Annotated in this window: 14 protein-coding genes and 2 tRNA genes; 11 read left to right on the top strand and 5 right to left on the bottom strand. The window is 71.1% G+C overall.

The window, feature by feature from the left end; all coding sequences use genetic code 11:
* The first annotated feature begins 19 nt into the window (after positions 1 to 19).
* The 3 genes from O7631_RS00405 to O7631_RS00395 all read left to right on the top strand — a co-directional run bounded on the left by O7631_RS00405 (position 20) and on the right by O7631_RS00395 (position 3,054).
* Positions 20 to 2,185 (top strand): ATP-dependent DNA helicase UvrD2, encoded by a 2,166-nt coding sequence (locus tag O7631_RS00405; RefSeq protein ID WP_278142527.1) that lies wholly within the window; start codon positions 20 to 22, stop codon positions 2,183 to 2,185.
* 122 nt (positions 2,186 to 2,307) lie between these two features.
* Complete coding sequence (locus tag O7631_RS00400; RefSeq protein WP_145779085.1) at positions 2,308 to 2,559, top strand: hypothetical protein; 252 nt, start codon at positions 2,308 to 2,310, stop codon at positions 2,557 to 2,559.
* A gap of 129 nt (positions 2,560 to 2,688) precedes the next feature.
* Positions 2,689 to 3,054 (top strand): WhiB family transcriptional regulator, encoded by a 366-nt coding sequence (locus O7631_RS00395; protein ID WP_145779086.1) that lies wholly within the window; start codon positions 2,689 to 2,691, stop codon positions 3,052 to 3,054.
* A 293-nt stretch (positions 3,055 to 3,347) separates the two neighbouring features.
* On the opposite strand, the gene O7631_RS00390 is transcribed toward O7631_RS00395, so the two are convergent.
* The 3 genes from O7631_RS00390 to O7631_RS00380 all read right to left on the bottom strand — a co-directional run bounded on the left by O7631_RS00390 (position 3,348) and on the right by O7631_RS00380 (position 6,183).
* Entirely contained in the window at positions 3,348 to 4,694 is a 1,347-nt protein-coding gene (locus tag O7631_RS00390; RefSeq protein ID WP_278142526.1) for an AarF/ABC1/UbiB kinase family protein, read from the bottom strand.
* Entirely contained in the window at positions 4,691 to 5,803 is a 1,113-nt protein-coding gene (locus tag O7631_RS00385; protein ID WP_278142525.1) for a TOMM precursor leader peptide-binding protein, read from the bottom strand. The genes O7631_RS00390 and O7631_RS00385 overlap by 4 nt, the downstream gene beginning before the upstream one ends.
* A gap of 209 nt (positions 5,804 to 6,012) precedes the next feature.
* Complete coding sequence (locus O7631_RS00380; RefSeq protein ID WP_167457767.1) at positions 6,013 to 6,183, bottom strand: DUF5679 domain-containing protein; 171 nt, start codon at positions 6,181 to 6,183, stop codon at positions 6,013 to 6,015.
* Positions 6,184 to 6,697: 514 nt separating this feature from the next.
* Between O7631_RS00380 and O7631_RS00375 the strand changes: the two genes are divergently transcribed.
* On the top strand, positions 6,698 to 7,228 hold the full coding sequence (locus O7631_RS00375) for a M48 family metallopeptidase (RefSeq protein ID WP_278142524.1): 531 nt from the start codon (positions 6,698 to 6,700) through the stop codon (positions 7,226 to 7,228).
* Positions 7,229 to 7,398: 170 nt separating this feature from the next.
* A complete protein-coding gene (locus O7631_RS00370) occupies positions 7,399 to 8,010 on the top strand; it encodes a hypothetical protein (RefSeq protein ID WP_278142523.1) in 612 nt (203 codons plus the stop codon).
* Between the two features lie 313 nt (positions 8,011 to 8,323).
* On the opposite strand, the gene O7631_RS00365 is transcribed toward O7631_RS00370, so the two are convergent.
* The gene (locus O7631_RS00365) at positions 8,324 to 9,607 is read right to left on the bottom strand and encodes a zinc-dependent metalloprotease (RefSeq protein WP_278142522.1); all 1,284 of its coding nucleotides are present in this window, start codon (positions 9,605 to 9,607) and stop codon (positions 8,324 to 8,326) included.
* A 115-nt stretch (positions 9,608 to 9,722) separates the two neighbouring features.
* Here O7631_RS00365 and O7631_RS00360 point away from each other — a divergent pair, with 115 nt between their 5' ends.
* From O7631_RS00360 to O7631_RS00335, 6 genes are all read left to right on the top strand, one after another.
* Entirely contained in the window at positions 9,723 to 10,736 is a 1,014-nt protein-coding gene (locus O7631_RS00360; protein ID WP_278142521.1) for a PDZ domain-containing protein, read from the top strand.
* A gap of 96 nt (positions 10,737 to 10,832) precedes the next feature.
* The gene (locus O7631_RS00355) at positions 10,833 to 13,838 is read left to right on the top strand and encodes a UPF0182 family protein (protein WP_278142520.1); all 3,006 of its coding nucleotides are present in this window, start codon (positions 10,833 to 10,835) and stop codon (positions 13,836 to 13,838) included.
* 184 nt (positions 13,839 to 14,022) lie between these two features.
* Positions 14,023 to 14,532, top strand: a complete 510-nt coding sequence (locus tag O7631_RS00350; protein ID WP_278142519.1) for a SigE family RNA polymerase sigma factor — start codon at positions 14,023 to 14,025, stop codon at positions 14,530 to 14,532.
* Positions 14,533 to 14,542: 10 nt separating this feature from the next.
* Positions 14,543 to 15,466: a hypothetical protein gene (locus tag O7631_RS00345; RefSeq protein WP_278142518.1), complete on the top strand. Its 924-nt coding sequence runs from the start codon at positions 14,543 to 14,545 to the stop codon at positions 15,464 to 15,466.
* Positions 15,467 to 15,551: 85 nt separating this feature from the next.
* Positions 15,552 to 15,625, top strand: a tRNA-Met gene (locus O7631_RS00340).
* Between the two features lie 123 nt (positions 15,626 to 15,748).
* A tRNA-Met gene (locus O7631_RS00335) sits at positions 15,749 to 15,822 on the top strand.
* Positions 15,823 to 15,924: 102 nt separating this feature from the next.
* Here O7631_RS00335 and O7631_RS00330 read toward each other — a convergent pair.
* Entirely contained in the window at positions 15,925 to 19,695 is a 3,771-nt protein-coding gene (locus tag O7631_RS00330) for a S8 family serine peptidase (RefSeq protein WP_278142517.1), read from the bottom strand.
* Between the last annotated feature and the right edge of the window lie 28 nt (positions 19,696 to 19,723).

The following is a 19,723-nucleotide window of genomic DNA, read 5'->3' as shown; positions in this document are numbered from 1 at the left end:
GCTGAGATGATTCCTGGTTGTGGCGGTTCACTCAGCGTCGGAACAGGTGCTCGCCGGGCTGGACCCGGAGCAACGCTCCGCCGTGACCGCGCCCGCCGGCCCGGTCTGCATCCTGGCCGGCGCGGGCACCGGCAAGACCCGGGCGATCACCTCGCGGATCGCCCACCGGGCACTCAGCGGTCAGATATCCCCCCGGCACGTCCTCGCGGTCACCTTCACCGCCCGCGCCGCCGCCGAGATGCGACACCGTCTCACGCTGCTCGGGGCGCAGGGTGTCCAGGCGCGGACGTTCCACGCGGCCGCGTTGCGGCAGGTGCGGTACTTCGCACCCCGACTGCTGGCCGGTCGCGCCATGCCCGAGCTGCTGGACAGCAAGGTGCGACTCGTCACCCTCGCCGCGGCCCGGGTCGGCCTGCGCGCCGACCGTGCCGCCGCCCGCGACCTGGCCGGCGAGATCGAGTGGGCGAAGTCGTCGCTGGTCGAGCCGGCGGACTACGTGGTCTCCGCCGCCCGGGCGTTGCGCGACACCCCGCACGAGCCGGCGAAGGTGGCCGACGTGTTCACCGCGTACGAGCAGCTCAAGCGGTCGAACGGCGTGATCGACTTCGAGGACATGCTGCGTGCCGCGGTGTGGGGCATCGAGGAGCACCCGGACGTCGGCGAGCAGGTCCGTGGCCAGTACCGCCACTTCGTCGTCGACGAGTACCAGGACGTCAACCCACTCCAGCAGCGGCTGCTCGACGCCTGGCTCGGCGGCCGCGACGACCTGACAGTGGTCGGCGACGCCAGCCAGACGATCTACTCGTTCACCGGGGCGACCTCGGCGTACCTGGTCGACTTCCCGCGCCGGCACCGCAACGCCACAGTCGTGCGGCTGGTCCGCGACTACCGTTCCACCCCGCAGGTGGTCGGGCTGGCCAACGCGGTGATCTCCCAGGCCCGAGGCACCGAGGCGCGGCTGCGCCTGGAGTTGAGCGGGCAGCGCCCACCCGGCCCAGAACCGGACCTGCGGATCTTCACCGACGAGCCGGCCGAGGCGAACGCCGTGGCCGCCCGCTGCCGGGCGCTGATCGACGCGGGCACCCCGGCGAAGGAGATCGCCGTGCTGTTCCGGGTCAACGCGCAGTCCGAGGCGTACGAGAAGGCGCTCACCGAGGCCTCGGTGCCCTACGTCGTACAGGGCGCGGAGCGGTTCTTCGAGCGGGCCGAGGTGCGCCAGGCGATGGTCGCGTTGCGCGCCGCCACGCGGTCCATCCCCGGCGAGACGCCGCTGCCGGCCGCCGTCGTCGAGGCGCTCACCGCTGTCGGCTGGTCGCCGGACACGCCCCCGGCCGGCGGCGCCGCCCGCGAACGTTGGGAGGCGCTGTCCGCGCTGGTCCAGCTCTCCGAGGAGTACGCGGCCAGCCCTGAGGTGGTGCCCATCGGCGAGGCCGCGTCGGTGGAACGCCCCGTAACCCTCTTCGACTTCACGGAGGAGCTGGCCCGCCGCGCGGCCCAGCAGCACGTACCGACGGTGGACGGGGTGACCCTTGCGTCGCTGCACTCGGCCAAGGGGCTGGAGTGGGACGCCGTGTTCCTGATCGGCCTCGCCGAGGGCACCCTGCCCACCACGTACGCCAAGACCGTCGAACAGATCGAGGAGGAGCGTCGGCTGCTCTACGTCGGGATCACCCGCGCGCGGGAGTGGCTCTGGCTGTCGTACGCCGCCGCACGCTCGCCGGGCGGTCGGGCCCGGCGGCCGTCGCGTTTCCTGCCGCAGTTGGACCGCTCCGGCGGCACCGAGCGGGCGGCGGGTGGCACCGGTCCGGCCCGCCGCGCCGAACGGCGGCGGACCCAGATCGTCTCCTGCCGGATCTGTGGCGCCACACTGCTCGCCGGCCCGGACCGCAAGCTGGGTCGCTGCCCCACCTGCCCGTCCGACATCGACGACGAGCTGCACGAACGGCTGCGCGAGTGGCGGCAGCGGGTGGCCGCGGCGCAGAAGGTGCCCGCGTACGTGGTCTTCACCGACGCGACGCTCGTCGCGCTGGCCGAGCGGCGGCCCGGACGGTCCGAGGAGCTGATCGCCATCGCCGGCATCGGCCCCCGCAAACTGGGCCTTTACGGAGATTCGGTGCTGGCCCTGGTGGGAGGCGCGGGGGTGGACGACGTCTGCCCGGAGAAAACTTTCGAAATCTCGTCGTAAATTCGTTTGCCCTCGCCCCGGCGCGAGGAATAGCCTCAGGACACACCACGCGAGCGGCGCCATTCCGGCTGCTCACGGGGGTTGGTTCAGTCGAGTCGAGGAACGTGAGGGAGGTGGCACCCGTGAAGATCTTCACCTATGAGCGTCTGGCGGCGATGCCGTCTGTCCACGCTCCGCTGTCGGCTGTCCGGGTGGCCCTCACGGCCACCGCACGACCGTCGGTTCCGCAGGTGCACCAGGTTCAGGCCGAGCTGACCCTGACCGTCGCGCCCGTCGGAGTCGAGGGGACCAGTGGCTTCACGGGCAATGGCATCCGGGTCGCCAAGAAGCGCATGGATGTCCGCGGCGTTCCACCTCGAGGTAAACCGGTCTGACCATCAGACACCGGCTCACCTCGAGGCCGCGGAACCCGTAACCGGGATCCGCGGCCTCAATTTTTTGCCCGCCGTAAGTACGTCGGAATGCGATCCACGAGATCGAAGTGAGAGAGAGGTGACCGGGAGATGAGTCTGGCGTTGGCCCCCCTCGACATGAGCGTCGAGTTGGAGGCGAACCTGCCCTGCCGGAAGTTCGACCCCGACCTGTGGTTCTCCGACTCGCCCACCGAGCTCGAGCTGGCCAAGTCACTCTGCGGGGACTGCCCGCTGCGTGTCGAGTGCCTGGCTGGAGCCGTTGAGCGAGCGGAGCCGTGGGGCGTCTGGGGCGGCGAGATCTTCGAGCGTGGCGCGGTCGTCCCGCGCAAGCGGCCCCGTGGCCGCCCGCGTAAGGAGGACGTCGCCCGTGACGCCGAGCTTCGGGTCGAGGCCGAGGCGCGACTGGCGGCCAGTGGGCTGTCCGAAGTGCGTGGCGCGGTCCGGCTGGCAGCCTGACATGTTCCCGATCCGTACCAACGACGCCGGTGTCACACCGGCAGTGAGAGAGAAGACGATGTTCAACGTCCCGAGTGGAGCCTTCGAGATGCAACTACTCAACGAAGCGTTGTCCCGGGCTCGAATGCGCCGGCCTCAGGCCGGTCGTACCACCACGAGCACTGAGGCAACCCGATCCGCCCGTACCGTCGCCATGAACAGCCGCAACCAGACGGCGCGCGACCTGGGCGTTCTCTAGTACCACTCCACGCAGAAGGGCGGGTGCCGACCGGCACCCGCCCTTCGTCACGTCGTCAGGCGACCGGCGCGAAGCCGGGCAGCCAGCGTTCCAGGATGCTGCGGTACGGGGCCTTCGCCTCCAACTGGCACAGCACACCGATCGACCCGAGCGTCACCCGGTGGATCAGCAGGTACGACGGCGGCAGGTTGAGCTGCCTGCTCAGCTGGTACGTGGGGGAGCGAGGGCTGGCCAGTCGGCCTGCTTCGGCCCGCAGCCAGGCCCGGGTGAACCGGAACCCGTCCGCCGCGATGGGCTCCAGCATCGGACGGATGAAGTCGAGCACACCCTCGGCGTCGATCACCTCGGCGGAGCCGATGAAGCCCTCCGCACGAAGCCCCGCCACCACCTCGTCGGCGTCGCCGCGCAGGGCGGTCGCGGCGATGCGGCCGATCGGCTCCGGCGTGCCCTCCGGCATCCGGGCCACCGCACCGAAGTCGATCACCCCGAGTCGGCCGTCGGGCAGCAGCCGGAAGTTGCCCGGGTGCGGGTCGGCGTGCAGCAGCCCGGCACGCTGCGGCGCGGAGAGGTGCAGGGTGGCCATCAACCGGCCCGCCTCGTCCCGTTCCTCTTCGGTGCCCTCCCGGATGATGTCGGCCAGCGGGGTGCCCGTCACCCATTCGGTGACCAGCACCCGGGGCGCCGCGTTGACCACCTTCGGGATGTAGATCTCCGGGTCGTCGGCGTACGCGGCCGCGAAGGCGCGCTGCGACTCGGCCTCCAGCTCGTAGTCCAGTTCCTCGGTGATCCGCTCGCGCAGTTCCGCCAGGAGCGGCTTGACGTCCAGGCCGGGTTGGATGGCCCGGAACATCCCGCCCAGGCGGGAGAGCTGCTTGAGGTCGGCGAGCAACGCCTCGCCGGCACCCGGATATTGGATCTTCACGGCGACGTCGCGGCTGTTCGGCGTGCCGGACTCGTCGAAGCCCGCCTCCCGCCACCGGGCCCGGTGCACCTGGCCGATGCTGGCGGCGGCGGCGGGAGTGTCGTTGAACTCGACGAACAGGTCCCGCCAGTCGGGGCCGAGCTGCTCGGCGAGCACCTTGTGCACGCTGGCCGCCGGCAGCGGTGGCGCCGCCTCCTGGAGCTTCGTGAGCGCCTGACGGTAGGGCGCGGCGATTTCCTCCGGCAGCGCCGCCTCGAACACCGACAGCGCCTGACCGAACTTCATCGCCCCGCCCTTGAGCTGGCCCAACACGCTGAACAGCTGCTCGGCGGTGCGCTGTTGGATCTCCGCGGAGATCACGTCGGAGGCGAGCCCGGTGACGCGCTTTCCCATGCCGAGGACTGTCCGGCCGGCGAAGCCGAGCGGTAGGGCGGCGAGCTTGGCGGTGCGGGACACGGCGCGGCGCGGGATGTCGGTCACACGGTCATTGTTACCGACCGGAGGGCTCCGCTGCTGGTCTGCGGCCGGGCTGGTGCGGACACCCGGCCCCGCGAGCACTCACATGCCGGATGTGGCGGCCACCCTCGGCGGCGGAAACCGCCCGCACCGGTGATCTCCATGGCACCACCCAGCGTCTCGGGCTGGCCGCCGTCGAGCTGCTTCAGCGCCTCGGCCAGCGCGTACCCGACGGCGGCGAGCAACGTGCTGGTCGCGCCGGCGGCGACCGGATCGGTGGCGGCGAGCTGAGCGGCGAGCCGCGGCCAGTCCGGGTCGCGGTCGGCCCGGTGCAGCTCGACGCAGTGCAGACAGGGCCCGGCGGGTGGGCGGACCAGCGGCCCGACGACCGGTACGCCCTCGCGAAGAGTGACCAAGAGGTGTGCCTGCCGCCGCTGGGCGTGGCCGGCGGCGAGCAGCGCGGGTGGCCGGTCCGTGCCGAGTTGGATCACCAGGTCCACCCGGCCACCCCGGACCGGACGGGTGCCGGTGCCCGGCGCGACGCGGTCGACAGCGTCGCGTACGGCAGGTGTCAGCGGGTGGCCCAGCTCGATGGCGGGGATGCCGGTGCCGACCAGGTCGACGGGGCGTACCGGGCCGGTGAGCTGGGGGATCACCTGTCCGACGCCGGCCTGGGCCAGCGCCACCGCCAACGGCGCACCGAGCGCCCCGGCGCCGGTGAGCGCGACCCGGGCGGTCCGCCGCCGCCGCAGGACCTGTGCGGGGGTGCCGGGTAGTCGGGCAGCGGTCAGGGCCAAGGCGCCGGCTTCCGCCGTCAGCCGGGCACGAACCGGTCCGGCGAGGTCACGGGGGATGAGGCTGTGCGCGGGCACCAGCAGGCCGGCCGTACTCAGGGCGTCGAGCAGCGTGCGCGCCTCGTGGGCGGTGACCTGGACGGTGGCCGCCTGCGCCAGCACGGTGCGCTCGCTGCGGGTGCCGTCGACGAGGTCGAGCAGGTGAGCGGCTCGGGGGTTGGCCAGTTCCAGCAGCACGGCAAGCCCCGGGCCGACGCCGAGTTGGAGGGTGTGCCGGTCCCGCCAGAGCCGGTTGAGGCCGGGCAGCAGTGTGGGGCGGGGCAGTGGAGTGCGACTCATGGTCGCTGATCGTGACCGCATCTTCGCGTTCGGTCGATCGTTGTCCACAGGCGCCCGGCCCTCTGTCCAGGGTTATCCACAGGCTTCGGCGGGTTTTCCACAGCCCGCCGGGGCGGCTGTCAGTCACCCGACACCTGGACGTGGGCACCCTCGGACGGCAACGGGGGCGGGGTGGCCGTCGGCCACCCCGCCCCCGTCAGTCGTACGGGTCAGACCTTGGCCTTACCCAGGATGCGGTTCACTGTTGTCCCGCACACCGGACACTTGCCCTTGGCCATGTTCATTCCGGTCTTCGAGACCTCGACGTGCCCCTCGAAGTCCCGCTTCTCCTTGCACTTCACGCAGTAACCGTTGTAGGTCGTCTGGGCCTGGTCGGCCACGGTGCCCTCCTCGTCTCGTCCGCCGGTCGATGCCGTCCCGGCGGGGGTGCCCGGCGGCGGGCCACACGGGGCGCCGGCGCTGGGTCTCACTCCGCGGCCACCTTCGTGACCGCTGGTCCGCGGACCCTACCCAGGTCTGGGCAGTTCCATGTCAGCTGTGCATCGACACTGTGAGCTAGTCGACGTCGAGAGTGTGCATGGCGAATTAGGTCGGATAAGTCAGTTTGGCGGGGACACGCCGACCAAACCCTCACAGCCACCCGTGCGGGTGCCCCCGAGGCCGCATCCAGGACGGTGATCACCTACGGTGAGAAGGCGTCGCGTAAGGCCGCCATCGGCGTTCACGAAGGGTGACGAGATGGCTCGGCGACGTCGCTGTCAAGAAATTTTCCGGACTCCTGGCGACCAATCACCACTTTCTGGGCGCGTGTCGTGCGGTTGACTCTTGCGGACCCCTGGTCAGTACGCATTAGCTTTCCTTCGTGACACGTAGCCGAGGCTGCGCGGGCCAGTGATGGCGGGGACGCGCAAGCCGGTCGTCGAGGTGCGGCGCAGCCAGCGCCGACGACGCACGGTGTCCGCGTACCGTGACGGTGAGCGCGTGGTCGTCCTCATCCCGGACCAGTTCTCCCGCGCGGAGGAGAGCGAGTGGGTCGACCGGATGCTCGCCCGGCTCGCCGCCCGGGAGGGGCGCCTGGCCCGCTCCGACGCCGAGCTGCTGACCCGGGCCACCCGGCTCATCGACCTCCACCTCGCCGAGTACGCCTCGAAGGCGGTGCCGGCCAGCGTCCGCTGGGTGACCAACCAGAACGGTCGGTGGGGGTCCTGCACGCCCGCCGACCGCAGTATCCGGATCTCGCACCGGGTCCAGGAGATGCCCGACTGGGTGATCGACTACGTGCTGCTGCACGAGTTGGCGCACCTCATCGTGCCCAGCCACAACGCCCGCTTCTGGGCGCTGGTCGGCCGCTACCCCAGGGCGGAGCGCGCGCGGGGCTACCTCGAAGGTGTGGCCGCCGCCTCCTGCGCTCCCGTCTCCACCTGACCCGTCCCGCAGGCCCCCGTCCCGTGCGGGCCCGCCGGAGTCGAACCTCCCTTGATCGACTCGAGATCGCCGACGTGGGGGTATCCGGCGTCGCGGATGCCCCCACGTCGCCGATATGGAGCGGATCGGCGGGCTCGGGTCGCGGTCGGGGTACGCGCTAGGGTCGGCAGGTGGCACGACGGGTGGTAGTGGCGTTGCTCGGGCCGGTCCAGTGGTCGCCGCCGGGCGTCGACCTGGCGGAGTGGCGGGCTGCGCTCGCGGAAGACGTCATCGACCTGCTCGCCACGCTCAACGAGGTGGAGGTCGCGGTCGCGGTCACCCCGGCCGACCGGGCGCTGGCCGACGCGTTGGTCTGGCCCGGGACGACCGTGTACGAGGTGGCCGAGCCGACGCCGAACGCGGTCTTCGCCGCGCTGGAGGGCTACGACCAGGCAGCGGTGCTGGTCGGCGACGTGCCGGACCTGCCCGCACTGACCGTCGGCAAGCTGCTGCGGCCGCTCACCACCCGACCCGTGGCGGTGGCCCCGGTCGACGGCGGTGGCCCGGGTCTGCTCGGTGTGGCGGTGCGCCTGCCCGTGCCGGGCTGGGTGCCCCCGCTGGACCTGGACTCGGCGACGCCGGCGGACGTGCGGTCCGGTGCCCCCCGACCCGGGGACGTCGCGGTCACCGCCGGTTGGCGACGGCTGCGCGGCCCGGCCGACCTGGCCATGCTGGACCCGGCCTTCGAAGGGTGGGAGGCGACCCGCGCCCTGCTCTCCGGCTCAGGCCGCCCCGCCGCCTGACACCCATCAACCAGCCAGCTCTCGGCAGGCCGGGCTCTGACCCCGGACGGAGGGCTGGCCCGCCACCACCTGGACAGCGACCCCGCCGCCGAGGTCGCCGAAGCCGCAGTCGATATGCTGGTGAGCGATATACCTCAGAGGCATAGATATGACTCTCAGGTATACCGGTCATGACCCCGTCCGCCCCGACGGAGGTGACCGACGGTCACCGCCGGCCGTGGCTGCGTTCAGACCTCGACGGCGACGTGCACCGGGCGCCCGCCACAACGCGCGGACGCCCGGGTCGACGCTCAGGCGTCAGGGCTCAGCAGGCTCACGCCTTGCCGTCGCCGTCGGTCTCGTCGGGCTTGCCGGGGGCCTTCTCCTCGACCCCACCGGGTGCGGTGAAGTCGAAGCTGTCCAGCTCGCTCAGGTCCATGTCGTTCATGGCGAAGGCGACCGGGTCGGCGAAGTCGTCGTCCGAGGGGAGCAGGTCCGGGTGCCCCCAGACGGCGTCGCGACCCTCGATGCCGCGGTGCTGGGTGAGCGCTGCCCAGAGCGCGGCGGCCTCGCGGAGCCGGCGCGGGCGCAACTCCAGGCCGACGAGCGCCGCGAAGGTCTGCTCGGCGGGCCCGCCGGCGGCCCGGCGACGGCGGAAGGCCTCGCCCAGCCGGACGACGTTGGGCAGCCGGTCGCTGGCGGCGCTGTCCACGACGTGGCACACCCAGCCCTCGACCAGGGCGAGCGCGGTCTCCAGTCGGGCCAGCGAGGCCTTCTGGGCGGGGCTGTCCTCCGGAGTGAAGATCCCCTCCAGGGCGATCGCCTGCATGGACTCCGGGTCGGTCGGGTCGACCCGGCCCATCGCCTCTTCGATCGCCTCCCGGTTGACCCGGATGCCCGAGGCGTACATCTCGACCGCGCTGAGCACGTGCCCGCGCAGCCACGGGACGTGCTGGAAGAGCCGCTGGTGGGCGGCCTCACGCAACGCCACGTAGAGGCGGACCTCGTCCTCGGGAAGCTCCAGGCCCTCGCCGTACGCCCGGATGTTGGCCGGGATCAGCGCGGCCGTGCCGGCCGGGCCGAGCGGCAACCCGATGTCGCCGGCGGAGAGGACCTCCGCGGCGAGCGAACCGAGGGCCTGGCCGAGCTGGCCGCCGAAGAGCGCGCCACCGAGGGTGGCCACCATCGACTGCATCGGGCCGAGCTGGGCGCGGGCCTCGGGCGGCACCAGGTCGCCCATCGCGCCGACCATCCGGCTGGCGACCGGGTCGCAGAGCTTGCGCCACACGTCCAGCGTCTTGAAGATCCACTCATTGCGGTTCCAGGCGACCGGCGACTGGATGCCCGACGGCCACGCCGAGGCCGGCTCCAACCACAGGTCGGCCAGGCGCAACGCCTCCTCGACCGCGTTGCGCTCGAACGGTGACACCGCCGGGTCGCCGGCGGCCGCGAGCTGGCTGGCCGCTACCTGCCGAGCCAGGTCCCAGTTGACCGGCCCACTGCCCGGCGAGGAGAGCAGGTGCTGCATCTGCGACATGAACTGCTGCATCTGCGCGGGATCGTTGGGGTCTGGTGGTTGCCCACCCGGGAGCGCGAAACCGAACGGAATATCAGGCACGACGTCTACGGTACGCGGGCCGCGCCCCTGGTAGCCGCCGCTGGCGTTGCGCTGAGGGCGAAGTCGCGTGGCGCATCCGGCGGGCGGTCCCCGGCCGGTCGGTACGCTCTGCGGCATGAGACGTCGCGGCCTGACGGTCCTGCTCGGTGCCCTGTTCACCGCCCTGCTGAGCATCGGGGTGCTCCGGGTTCCGATCCCGTACGTGGTGCTCGGGCCCGGTCCGACGGTCAACACCCTGGGCACGGCCGACGGCAAGGAGGTCATCCAGGTCTCCGGGCGGGAGACCTCGACCTCGGCCGGGCAGCTGCGGCTGACCACGGTGGGTGTGCAGCCCACGGTGCGGCTGCGGGGAGCGATCGCGGGATGGTTCTCCGACGACGAGGCGGTGGTGCCGCGGGAGCTTGTCTACCCGCCCGGGGAGTCGACGGAGCAGGTCGAGCAGCGTAACGCCGAGGACTTCAAGGCATCGCAGACCAGCGCGGAGACCGCCGCACTGCGGGAGCTGGGCTTCCCGGTGCAGGTGGTCATCAAGACGGTGGCCGGGGACGGCCCGGCCGCCGGGGCGCTGAAGGCCGGCGACGTGATCACCTCGGTTGACGGTCAGCCGGTGCCGGTGGCCGCGAAGGTGACCGAGCTGGTCCGGGCCAAGCCCGTCGGCACGGCGTTGACCATCGGCTACACCCGCGACGGCGTACCGGCCACCGTCTCGGTGACGAGCCGGGAGCAGGACGGCCGCCCACGCATCGGTGTCGAGATCGACCAGCAGCAGCCGCACCCGTTCACCCTCGGTATCGACCTGGAGGACATCGGCGGCCCGAGCGCCGGTCTGATGTTCGCCCTGGGGATCGTGGACAAGTTGACCCCGGCGGATCTCACCGGTGGTCAGGTCATCGCCGGCACCGGCACCATCGACGACGAGGGCGCGGTCGGCCCGATCGGTGGGATCGCCCAGAAGCTGGTCGGCGCGAAGCGCGCCGGGGCGAAGGTGTTCCTGGTTCCGGCGGACAACTGCGCCGAGGCCGTCCGCAATCCCCAGCCGGATCTGCCGCTGTTGCGGGTGGGCTCGTTGGACGAGGCATTGACCGCTCTGGAGACGTTGCGCGGGGGCGGCCAGCCGACCCGTTGCTGACCGACGTGACCGTGCCCCGACACGTTCAGGATCACCCCGTACTCTGGGTGCCTGGTCGGAGCCGATCACATCGAGCGTGCGGAGCCAACAGTGGTCATGCGTAGCAGCAGCCCCCTTCCGAGGATGAGCCGGCGCGGGCGCGTCACCATCGCCGTCCTGGTCGGGGTGTTCGTGCTCTTCACCCTGCTCGGGTGGGGTGTCCAGGCGTGGACCGACTGGCTGTGGTTCGACGAGGTCCGCTACACCGAGGTCTTCACCGGAGTCCTGCTCACCCGGCTGGTGCTGTTCCTCGCCGTCGGGCTCGGCATGGCGGTGATCGTCGGTGGCAACCTGTGGCTGGCCCACCGGTTGCGTCCGCGGCTGCGCCCGCACTCGGTGGAGCAGGCCACCCTAGAGCGCTACCGGATGGTGCTCAGCCCACGACTCGGCACCTGGATCGTGTTGACCGCCGCGGTGGTCGGTCTCTTCGCCGGCCTCTCCGCGCAGAACCGGTGGAACCAGTGGATGCTCTTCCGCAACGGCGGTGACTTCGGGATCAAGGACCCGGAGTTCGGGGTGGACATCGGCTTCTACGTCTTCCAGTTGCCGTTCTGGCGTTACCTGCTCGGCGTCGCCTTCACCGCCGTGGTGCTGGCGGTGATCGGCGCGCTGGCGGTGCACTACCTGTTCGGCGGGGTTCGCCTGCAGGGCGTCGGGGACCGGATGAGCAACGCCGCCCGCGCGCACCTGAGCAGCCTGGTCGCTGTCTTCGTGTTGCTGAAGGCCATCGCGTACGTGCTGGACCGGCGGGCGATGCTGCTGGAGTACAACGAGGGCGTCAAGCTGTACGGCGCCGGCTACGCCGACGTCAACGCGCTGCTGCCGGCGAAGGAGATCCTGGCCTACATCTCGATCGTGGTGGCGATCGCGATCATCGTCTTCTCCAACGCCTGGATGCGGAACCTGGTCTGGCCGGGCATCTCGCTGGCGCTGCTCGGCGTCTCCGCGGTGGCCATCGGCGGCATCTACCCCTGGGCGGTGCAGACCTTCGAGGTCAAGCCGAGCGCGAAGGACAAGGAAGCGCCGTACATCCAGCGCAGCATCGACGCGACCCGGGCGGCGTTCGGGCTGGGGGCCACCGAGACGACCCCGTACGCGGCGAACAACCTCACCCCACCGGCGAGCCTGGCCACCGACACGTCGGTGGTGCCGAACGTGCGGCTGCTCGACCCGCAGCTGGTCAGCGAGACGTACACCCAGCTCCAGCAGGTGCGTGGCTTCTACGACTTCGGCCCCAAGCTGGACATCGACAGGTACGGGGTGAACGGCAAGGTCTCCGACTACGTGGTCGGCGTCCGGGAGATCAACTACGGCGAGCTGACCGACCAGCAGAACACCTGGATCAACAGGCACACCGTCTACACCCACGGGTACGGGCTGGTGGCCGCCCCCGCCAACCAGGTGGTCTGCGGCGGGCAGCCGTTCTTCGTCTCCGGTTTCCTCGGCGAGAAGACCCAGGAGGCGTGCTCCTCGCAGACCGAGCAGATCCCGGCCAAGCAGCCGCGGATCTACTACGGCGAGCGGATGGCGGCGGACGACTACGCGATCGTCGGGCAGTCCGACCCGAACAAGAAGGCCGAGTTCGACAGGCCGGTCGGTGAGGGTGGCGGCGAGTCCTACACCTACACCGGCGAGGGCGGCGTCGAGATCGGCTCCTTCGCCCGGCGCCTGCTGTACGCCATCAAGGAGCAGGAGTCGAACTTCCTGCTCTCCGAGGCGGTCAACAAGGACTCCAAGCTGCTCTACGTGCGTAACCCCCGGGACCGGGTGGAGAAGGTGGCGCCGTTCCTCACCCTGGACGGCGACCCGTACCCGGCGGTGGTGGACGGTCGGGTGCAGTGGATCGTCGACGGTTACACCACGGCGGCCAGCTACCCGTACGCCGAGCGGGTCAACCTGCAGACCGAGACGACCGACGAGTTGACCAACCGGGGCACGTTCCAGCTGGCCCGGGAGAACGTGAACTACATGCGTAACTCGGTGAAGGCGACGGTCGACGCGTACGACGGCACCGTGACGCTCTACGAGTACGACGACACCGACCCGGTGCTCAAGGCCTGGAACAAGGCGTTCGGCGGCGACCTGATCCAGCCGAAGGCGGACATCCCGGTAGAGCTGAACGAGCACTTCCGCTACCCGGCGGACATGTTCAAGGTGCAGCGCAACCTGCTCACCAAGTTCCACGTGACCAACCCGGGCGACTTCTACTCGGCACAGGACTTCTGGCAGGTGCCCAACGTGCCGGACGCTCCGGACAGCGGCCAGAAGCAGCCCCCGTACTACCTGTTCACCCAGTTCCCGGGCCAGGACAGCCCTCGGTTCCAGCTCACCTCGGCGGTCACCCCGAACGGCCGGCAGAACCTCGCCGCGCTGATCTCCGGGTCGTACGTCGACGGGAAGCCTCGGCTGGAGGTGCTGGAGTTGCCGGACCAGACCCGGATCTCCGGCCCGGTCCAGGTGCACCAGCAGATGACCAACAACGCCAACATCCGTCAGCAGCTCAACCTGCTGTCCAGCAACCAGGCGCAGGTGCAGTACGGCAACCTGCTGTCGTTGCCCTTCGCCGACGGCATGCTCTACGTCGAGCCGGTCTACGTGAAGAGCAACCAGCAGGACGCGTACCCGCTGTTGCAGAAGGTGCTGCTCTCGTACGGTGACGGTGGCTCCTTCGTGGCGCTCGCCGACAACATCAACGACGGCATCAAGCAGTTGGTCGAGCAGGGTAAGAAGGCCGGGCAGGGCGCGCCGCCGACTCCGCCGCCGGGGGGCAACCCGACGAGTCCGACGCCGACGCCCACGCCCAGCGGGGCCGCCACGCCGACGCCGACCCCCACGCCGAGCGCGGGCACCCCGCCGCCGACCGGTGACCTGGCCGCGGCGGCGGACCGGGTGCAGACCGCGATCACCGAGGTGCGGGCGGCGCAGACGTCCGGTGACTTCGAGCGGTACGGGCGCGCGCTCAAGGCGTTGGACGAGGCGCTGACCGCGTTCCAGCAGGCGCAGCAGGCCGCCAACCCGGGTGGTGGCACGTCCCCGAGTGGCAGCCCGAGCGCCGGCGGCTGATCCACCACCGGGAGTCGTCTCGGAGCCCCCGTCGTCGGACCGCAACGGTCCGCACGGCGGGGGCTCCGCCGTGTGCGGACACGTGCCCCGCCTGTCACCTCACCGACAGCTGCCGCAGGCCCGCAACCTGGGACAACGCTCCACCGTCCTCATTTGCAAGGGGTGGGGACGAGGGGGAGCAGCAGTGAGGGATGCGCAGAGCTTCGACGACTTCTACCGCGGCACCGCGCGGCGGATGGTGCGGTACGGCTACGCGGTCGCCGGTGACCACAACGAGGCGCAGGATCTGGTGCAGGAGGCGTACACCCGGGCCTGGCGACAGTGGGGGCGGTTGTCCGAGCATCCCGCGCCGGAGGCCTGGCTGCGGTTGGTGGTGGCCCGGTTGGCGACCGATCGTTGGCGGCGGCTGCGCACCCTGCGCGGCGCGCTGCGGACGGCAGGGCCCCCGCAGCCGGTCGCGCCGCCCAACGAGGACAGCGTGTTGCTGGTCCAGGCGCTGCGTCAGGTGCCGGCGACCCACCGGCAGGCGTTGGCTCTGCACTACCTGTTCGACATGCCGGTCGACGAGATCGCTCGCGAGGTGGGCGTACCCGTCGGCACTGTGAAGTCCTGGCTCTCCCGCGGCCGGTCCCGACTCGCCGCCCTGCTGCCCGATCTCGCCGACGTGGAACTGGAGGCCAGCGATGTCGCGTGAACTGTCAGAGATGTATCGGTCCCTCGCCGCCGACGCGGACACCCGTGCGCTGGCCGTGCCGGACGTGCTGCGGCACCAGGCCGACCGTCGGGCCCGTCTCCGTGCGACAGGTGGTGCCCTCGCCGTGGCGTTGGTGGCGGGCGGCGTGGTCATCGGTAGTCAGGTGGTTGCCGTCCCGGCGACGAAGACCGTATCCCCGCCGGCCGGCACGCCGACGGTTCCCTCGCCCCCGGTCTCGCCGACGCCGGACGCGACGGCCGCTCCGCCGTCGCCGTCGGTCCCGCCGACGGTGCCCAGCCGCCCCCCGGGTACGGCGTCGGCGTCGCCGAGGGTCACCGGCGTGGCGCCACCTCGTACGCCGACCAGCATCCCGGATCGGGCGTTCTTCGCGCTCGCGCCGGCCAACCAGACCGGCATCGCGCCGGAATTCCGGGACCTGGCCGTGCTGCCGGGCCTCTGTGGCGCACGTGTTTCGAGCGAGGCGGTGGTGCAGCGCCGGACCCGGCTCCTGATCTACAAGCTGCCGCAGAACCCCGGTGAGGGGTACGTCCCGGACGGCACCTACGCGCACTCCATCACCATCTATCGGGCCGGACGCGCCGACGACGTGCTGGACGAGCTGCGGGAGGCGGTGCGGAACTGCCCCGAGCAGAAGTGGCCGGGCGGCGACACACCGTCGCGGAGCACTCAGCGGCTGCTTGCCGACAGCGGGTACGGCGACGAGTCGGTGCTGTTCGAGGTGCGCAGCCCAGGTCAGGACATCAACGGCGATCCGACCGGCGTGGAGGACGTGCGGCTGGTCCGGGCGATCCGGATCGGCGACGTGGTGACGATCCTCTGGGAGCAGGGCTGGGAGAACACCTCCAGCCAGCGGGCCCAGGTCGACGCGGACAGTCGCCGCGCGGTCGCCGCCATCCGGGCCTGGCTCGACTGACGTCGGCGTGGCCGGAAGCTCCCTCGGCGGATTCGGATGTCGTTTTGCGGGGTCCGGGGGTGGTGCGCTACGGTTATCGAGCCGACGCGGGGTGGAGCAGCTCGGTAGCTCGCTGGGCTCATAACCCAGAGGTCGCAGGTTCAAATCCTGTCCCCGCTACGAACGAAAGCCCGTCTCCGGTTTCCCCGGAGGCGGGCTTTCACAGTTCCGGGCATCGCCCGGCGCCGTTCGGTGACCCCGCTGATCATCGTCGGCGCGGATGGGCTAGTCTTAACGGGCCGACGCGGGGTGGAGCAGCTCGGTAGCTCGCTGGGCTCATAACCCAGAGGTCGCAGGTTCAAATCCTGTCCCCGCTACAACTGAGAAAAGCCCGACCCCACCTGGGGTCGGGCTTTTTAGTGCCGCCGTGCGGGCAGGACAGCGGGGGCCGGTGCCGCGTCGGCACCGGCCCCCGCGTCCTACCGGAGGCCGAAGGCCCGCGTGACGGTCTGGGTGACGCCGCCACCGTTGCGCTGGTCGGCGGTGACCCGGATCGACACGAAGTCGGCCCGGTGCGGCGCGTTCACTGAGACCCGCCAGATGCCCTGCTTCTCCTTCAGGTCCTGCCGCTGCCAGGTCTTCCCGTCGTCGTAGGAGACCTCCAGTCGGAGCGAGGACACCCCGTCCCGGGCCGCGGTGCTGCCCTCCACCACGGGGGTGATCGAGAATTCGCTCCCACGCTTCGCCCGACCCGTGACGTCCACGTCCGTGCCGTAGTCCAGTTGGACCAGCGGGACGGCCCGCACCTCCCCGCTCCAGCCGGAGGTGAAGCGCCACTCGGTGTGCGTGGCGGTCGAGTACGGGCTGAATTCAGGATTGCCGGTGGTCTCGACGACCAGCCGGTACGGCATCTTCTCCGGCGACAACTCACCCGCGCCGATCTCCGGCCAGCCGTCGAACCGGGTCAACTGCTTGTCACCCTGGTAGAACGTGGCGACCTGGGACATCCTGGCCCCACCACTGTGCGCGGCCCCCGCATCGCCGAACCCCTGGATGTAGGCGCTCATGCCGGTCTCACCGCGGAACGGGATCTCGGTGCTGAGCATGCGTGGCCGGGTGATGGGCCCGAACCAGCGGTCCTTCTGCACACTGCCCGGCCGGTAGGCGATCGCGTCCGTGTTGGACCGCGCCCAGTCGGCGACGTCCGCGTACTGCATCCACTTCACGCCGTCACCCGCGGAGACCCAGTCGGTACGCGGACCCGGCACCACCGGCTGGAACGGGAACGAGCGTGCCGCACCGTACTCGTACGGCGGGAAGTCGACCCGGCTCTCGCTGGACTGCTTCCCCGGGGGAGGGGAGAAGGTGAGATCGATCCGGGCGAGGTCGCGGGGACCGGTCTTGGCGGAGGGATCAGCAGGCACCCCGCCACTGTGGTAGTCGACCAGGTCGTACAGGTACTTCGCGAAGGGGTGGGCCACGACGGCCAGCCGTACCGGTTTGCGGCCGGCAGTGATCTTCTGGATCAACGCCTCGCCCTGGTTCATGGTCACCGAAGCAACCGGGATCTGACCGGTCGTCACGCCGTCGGGGTTGCCGTACCAGTCACTTTTGCGGCCGGCGCGGTCGTTGACCACGAGGAGCATCGCCGCACCGGCGGCGTACGCCGCAGCAGCCTGGTCGGTGGGGGTCACCGAGTCGGTACCGCGGACGACCACGGCCCTGCCCTGGGCGGGCACACCCGCGTAGTCGGCAGCCGCGCCGACGCCCGCGAAGACGGCGTCCAGGCGCGACGTGCCGTCGGGCAGTGCCGACGAGCCGGGCTGCGCGAGGGGGTCGCCGAGGCGGCGGCCGTCGTAGGTGATCGCCAGCGGCGTCTGCGCGGCGCGGATCCGGGTGGTCAGGACGAAGCTCCCCTTTTTGACCTTGCCCTTGGTCGGGAGCGCCCACAGGCTGTCGTAGGTGGCGCCGGGCCAGAAGGTCTCCTTCAGAGCACTCCAGTCGGTGGGGGTCGGCTCGACGGAGGTGAAGGACCGGTAGAGGTCGATCCTTGTGTTGACAACGGCAGTCGGCTGCGGTGTCGCCACCTTCACCTGACGGGCCCGTGCCGCGTCGAGTTCCACGACCCGGTCGGTCGTCAGGTCGACCTCGGGGGCGGTCAGCATCGCGAGGCCGAGGGAGCCGGGCCCGTTCACACCCTCCACGTCGGGCGTGGCGACGACGGTGTAGGAGCCGGGGGCCAGGCGACTGGTGAGCTTTCCGTCCGGAACCCACATGAACGTACGGCCCGTCTCGGCGTTGACGACCTCGACCTCGCCGCTCACGGGTCGACCGGCGCGGTCCTTCAGGTGGATGGTGAGGTCGTACTTCTTGGACTCGACGGCGACCCCGACGGCCGTGTGGACCTCCCCGGTCGGGGAGCGGGCCGTGACCTGGGCGGAGTACCGCCCCGGCGCAAGACCTTCCGGGTCCACCACGACGTCGACGGTGGAGGTGCCGTGAGCCGGCACCGTGACGCTGTCGGCCGCCGCCGTGAACGTCCCTGCGGAGGAGGAGCCCTGCTCGACGGCGAGAGCCAGGGTGACCGGAGCGGCGGTGGTGTTGGTGTAGGTGATCTTCCGGGTGATCGGCTGTGGTGAGGTGCCGGGAGCCCACCGGACGAGGCCGGCGTCCACCGAGCCGGTCGCGACGACCTGGTCCTGGTGGTAGGCGGCGGCCACGTTCAGTCGACCACTGCCGGCCTGGTACGCGGTGTAGTCGGGGGTGCGGACGCTGGTGCTCATCAGCGCGTCCTTGATCTGCCGCGCGCTCCAGGTCGGGTGCTTCTGCACCAGCAGGGCAGCCGCCCCGGCGACGTGCGGCGCGGCCATCGAGGTGCCACTGTCCAGGCGGTAGTAGCCCTCGCCCCACGGGATGTGCTGCGAGCGCGCTGCCAGCACGTCCACACCGGGGGCGGTCATGTCGGGCTTGAGTGCCTCGTCGTTGGTGCGCGGCCCGACGCTGGAGAAGTCGGCCAGGTGGTCGGAGGTGTCCACCGCGCCGATGGTGAGGGCGGCGTCGGCGGTGCCCGGGGCGCCGAGGGTGTACGGGTCGGGGCCGCTGTTGCCGGCGGAGACGACGAAGAGCGCGCCCGTCTCGGCGGTCAGCTGGTTCACGGCCTGACTCAGCGGGTCGTCCTGGGTGTGCCACGCGCTGACGCCGAGGCTCATGTTGATCACCTTGGCGCGCTCGGTCCGCGCGGCCCACTCCATGCCCGCGATGATCCCCGAGATCGAGCCGCTGCCGTTCTCGTCGAGGACCTTGCCGATCACCAGGTCGGCGTCGGGAGCGACGCCCCGTTCCTTACCGTCCGAGGCCGCGCCGGTTCCGGCGACGGTGGAGGCGGTGTGGGTTCCGTGCCCGTTGTGGTCGATGACGTCCTGGCCCGGAATGAAACTCCGGGACGCCACCACCTGGTCCACGAGGTCGGGGTGGGTGGTGTCCACGCCGCTGTCCAGGACGGCGACCCGCACACCGCTGCCGGTGCCTCCGGCCGCCCAAGCCGCCGGAGCGCCGACCTGCGCTGTGGTGTCGGCGAGGGCGGCCTTTGCCTTGCCGTCGAGCCACACCCTGTCGACGTCCGAGGTGAAGGAGGGGACCGAGGTGGCGGCGCGGCGGGCGGCCGTCGACTGTCCACCGCCGGTGAGCGCCGACCAGAAGTCCGTCGCCTGTGACCGGCGGGTGCGGATCGCCTCGCCGCGGACCGAGGGAAGCTCCAGCGCGGTCCGCGTGCCCGGCAGCGTAGCGCTGGTCCGGCGGGTGGCCGCGCCTGCGGCGCGGGTGACGATCAGGGGAAGTTCGCTGGTCCGCGCGTCGTCGAGGCCCTGCGCGATCAGTTGGGTGACGTCGAAGAGTTGCTTGTCGAGTCGGCCGGTCGCGAGGTAGGGCATCGCCTCGTCGGGGTACACATAGGTGTCCCCACCCTCGGTGGCGACCCGCACGGCGCCGGTGGCGCCGGGCGGGCGTGTGACGTCCACCGAGGGGGTCGCGCCGTTGACGCCCGGGGTCACCGTCACCCGGTCGCCGGTGATCAGCGTGACCGTGACAGGTGCGCGGTGTGCGGTGCCGGTGGCGGCGGGTGTCGCCGGTGGCGGTGGGGCACCGTGCGCCGCCGTCGGGGTGAGGAGAGCGGCGACGAGGGTGACGCCTACCGCTGCCGCCGCAGATCTTCGGGTGCGAGAGATCCGCGCACTGTTCACAGAGTTGACCATGGATGAGATCCGATCACCTCCGGAGATT

This window comes from Micromonospora sp. WMMD967 (assembly GCF_029626165.1).
GTDB lineage: Bacteria > Actinomycetota > Actinomycetes > Mycobacteriales > Micromonosporaceae > Micromonospora > Micromonospora taraxaci.
This window is presented reverse-complemented; position numbering and strand designations above follow the sequence as displayed.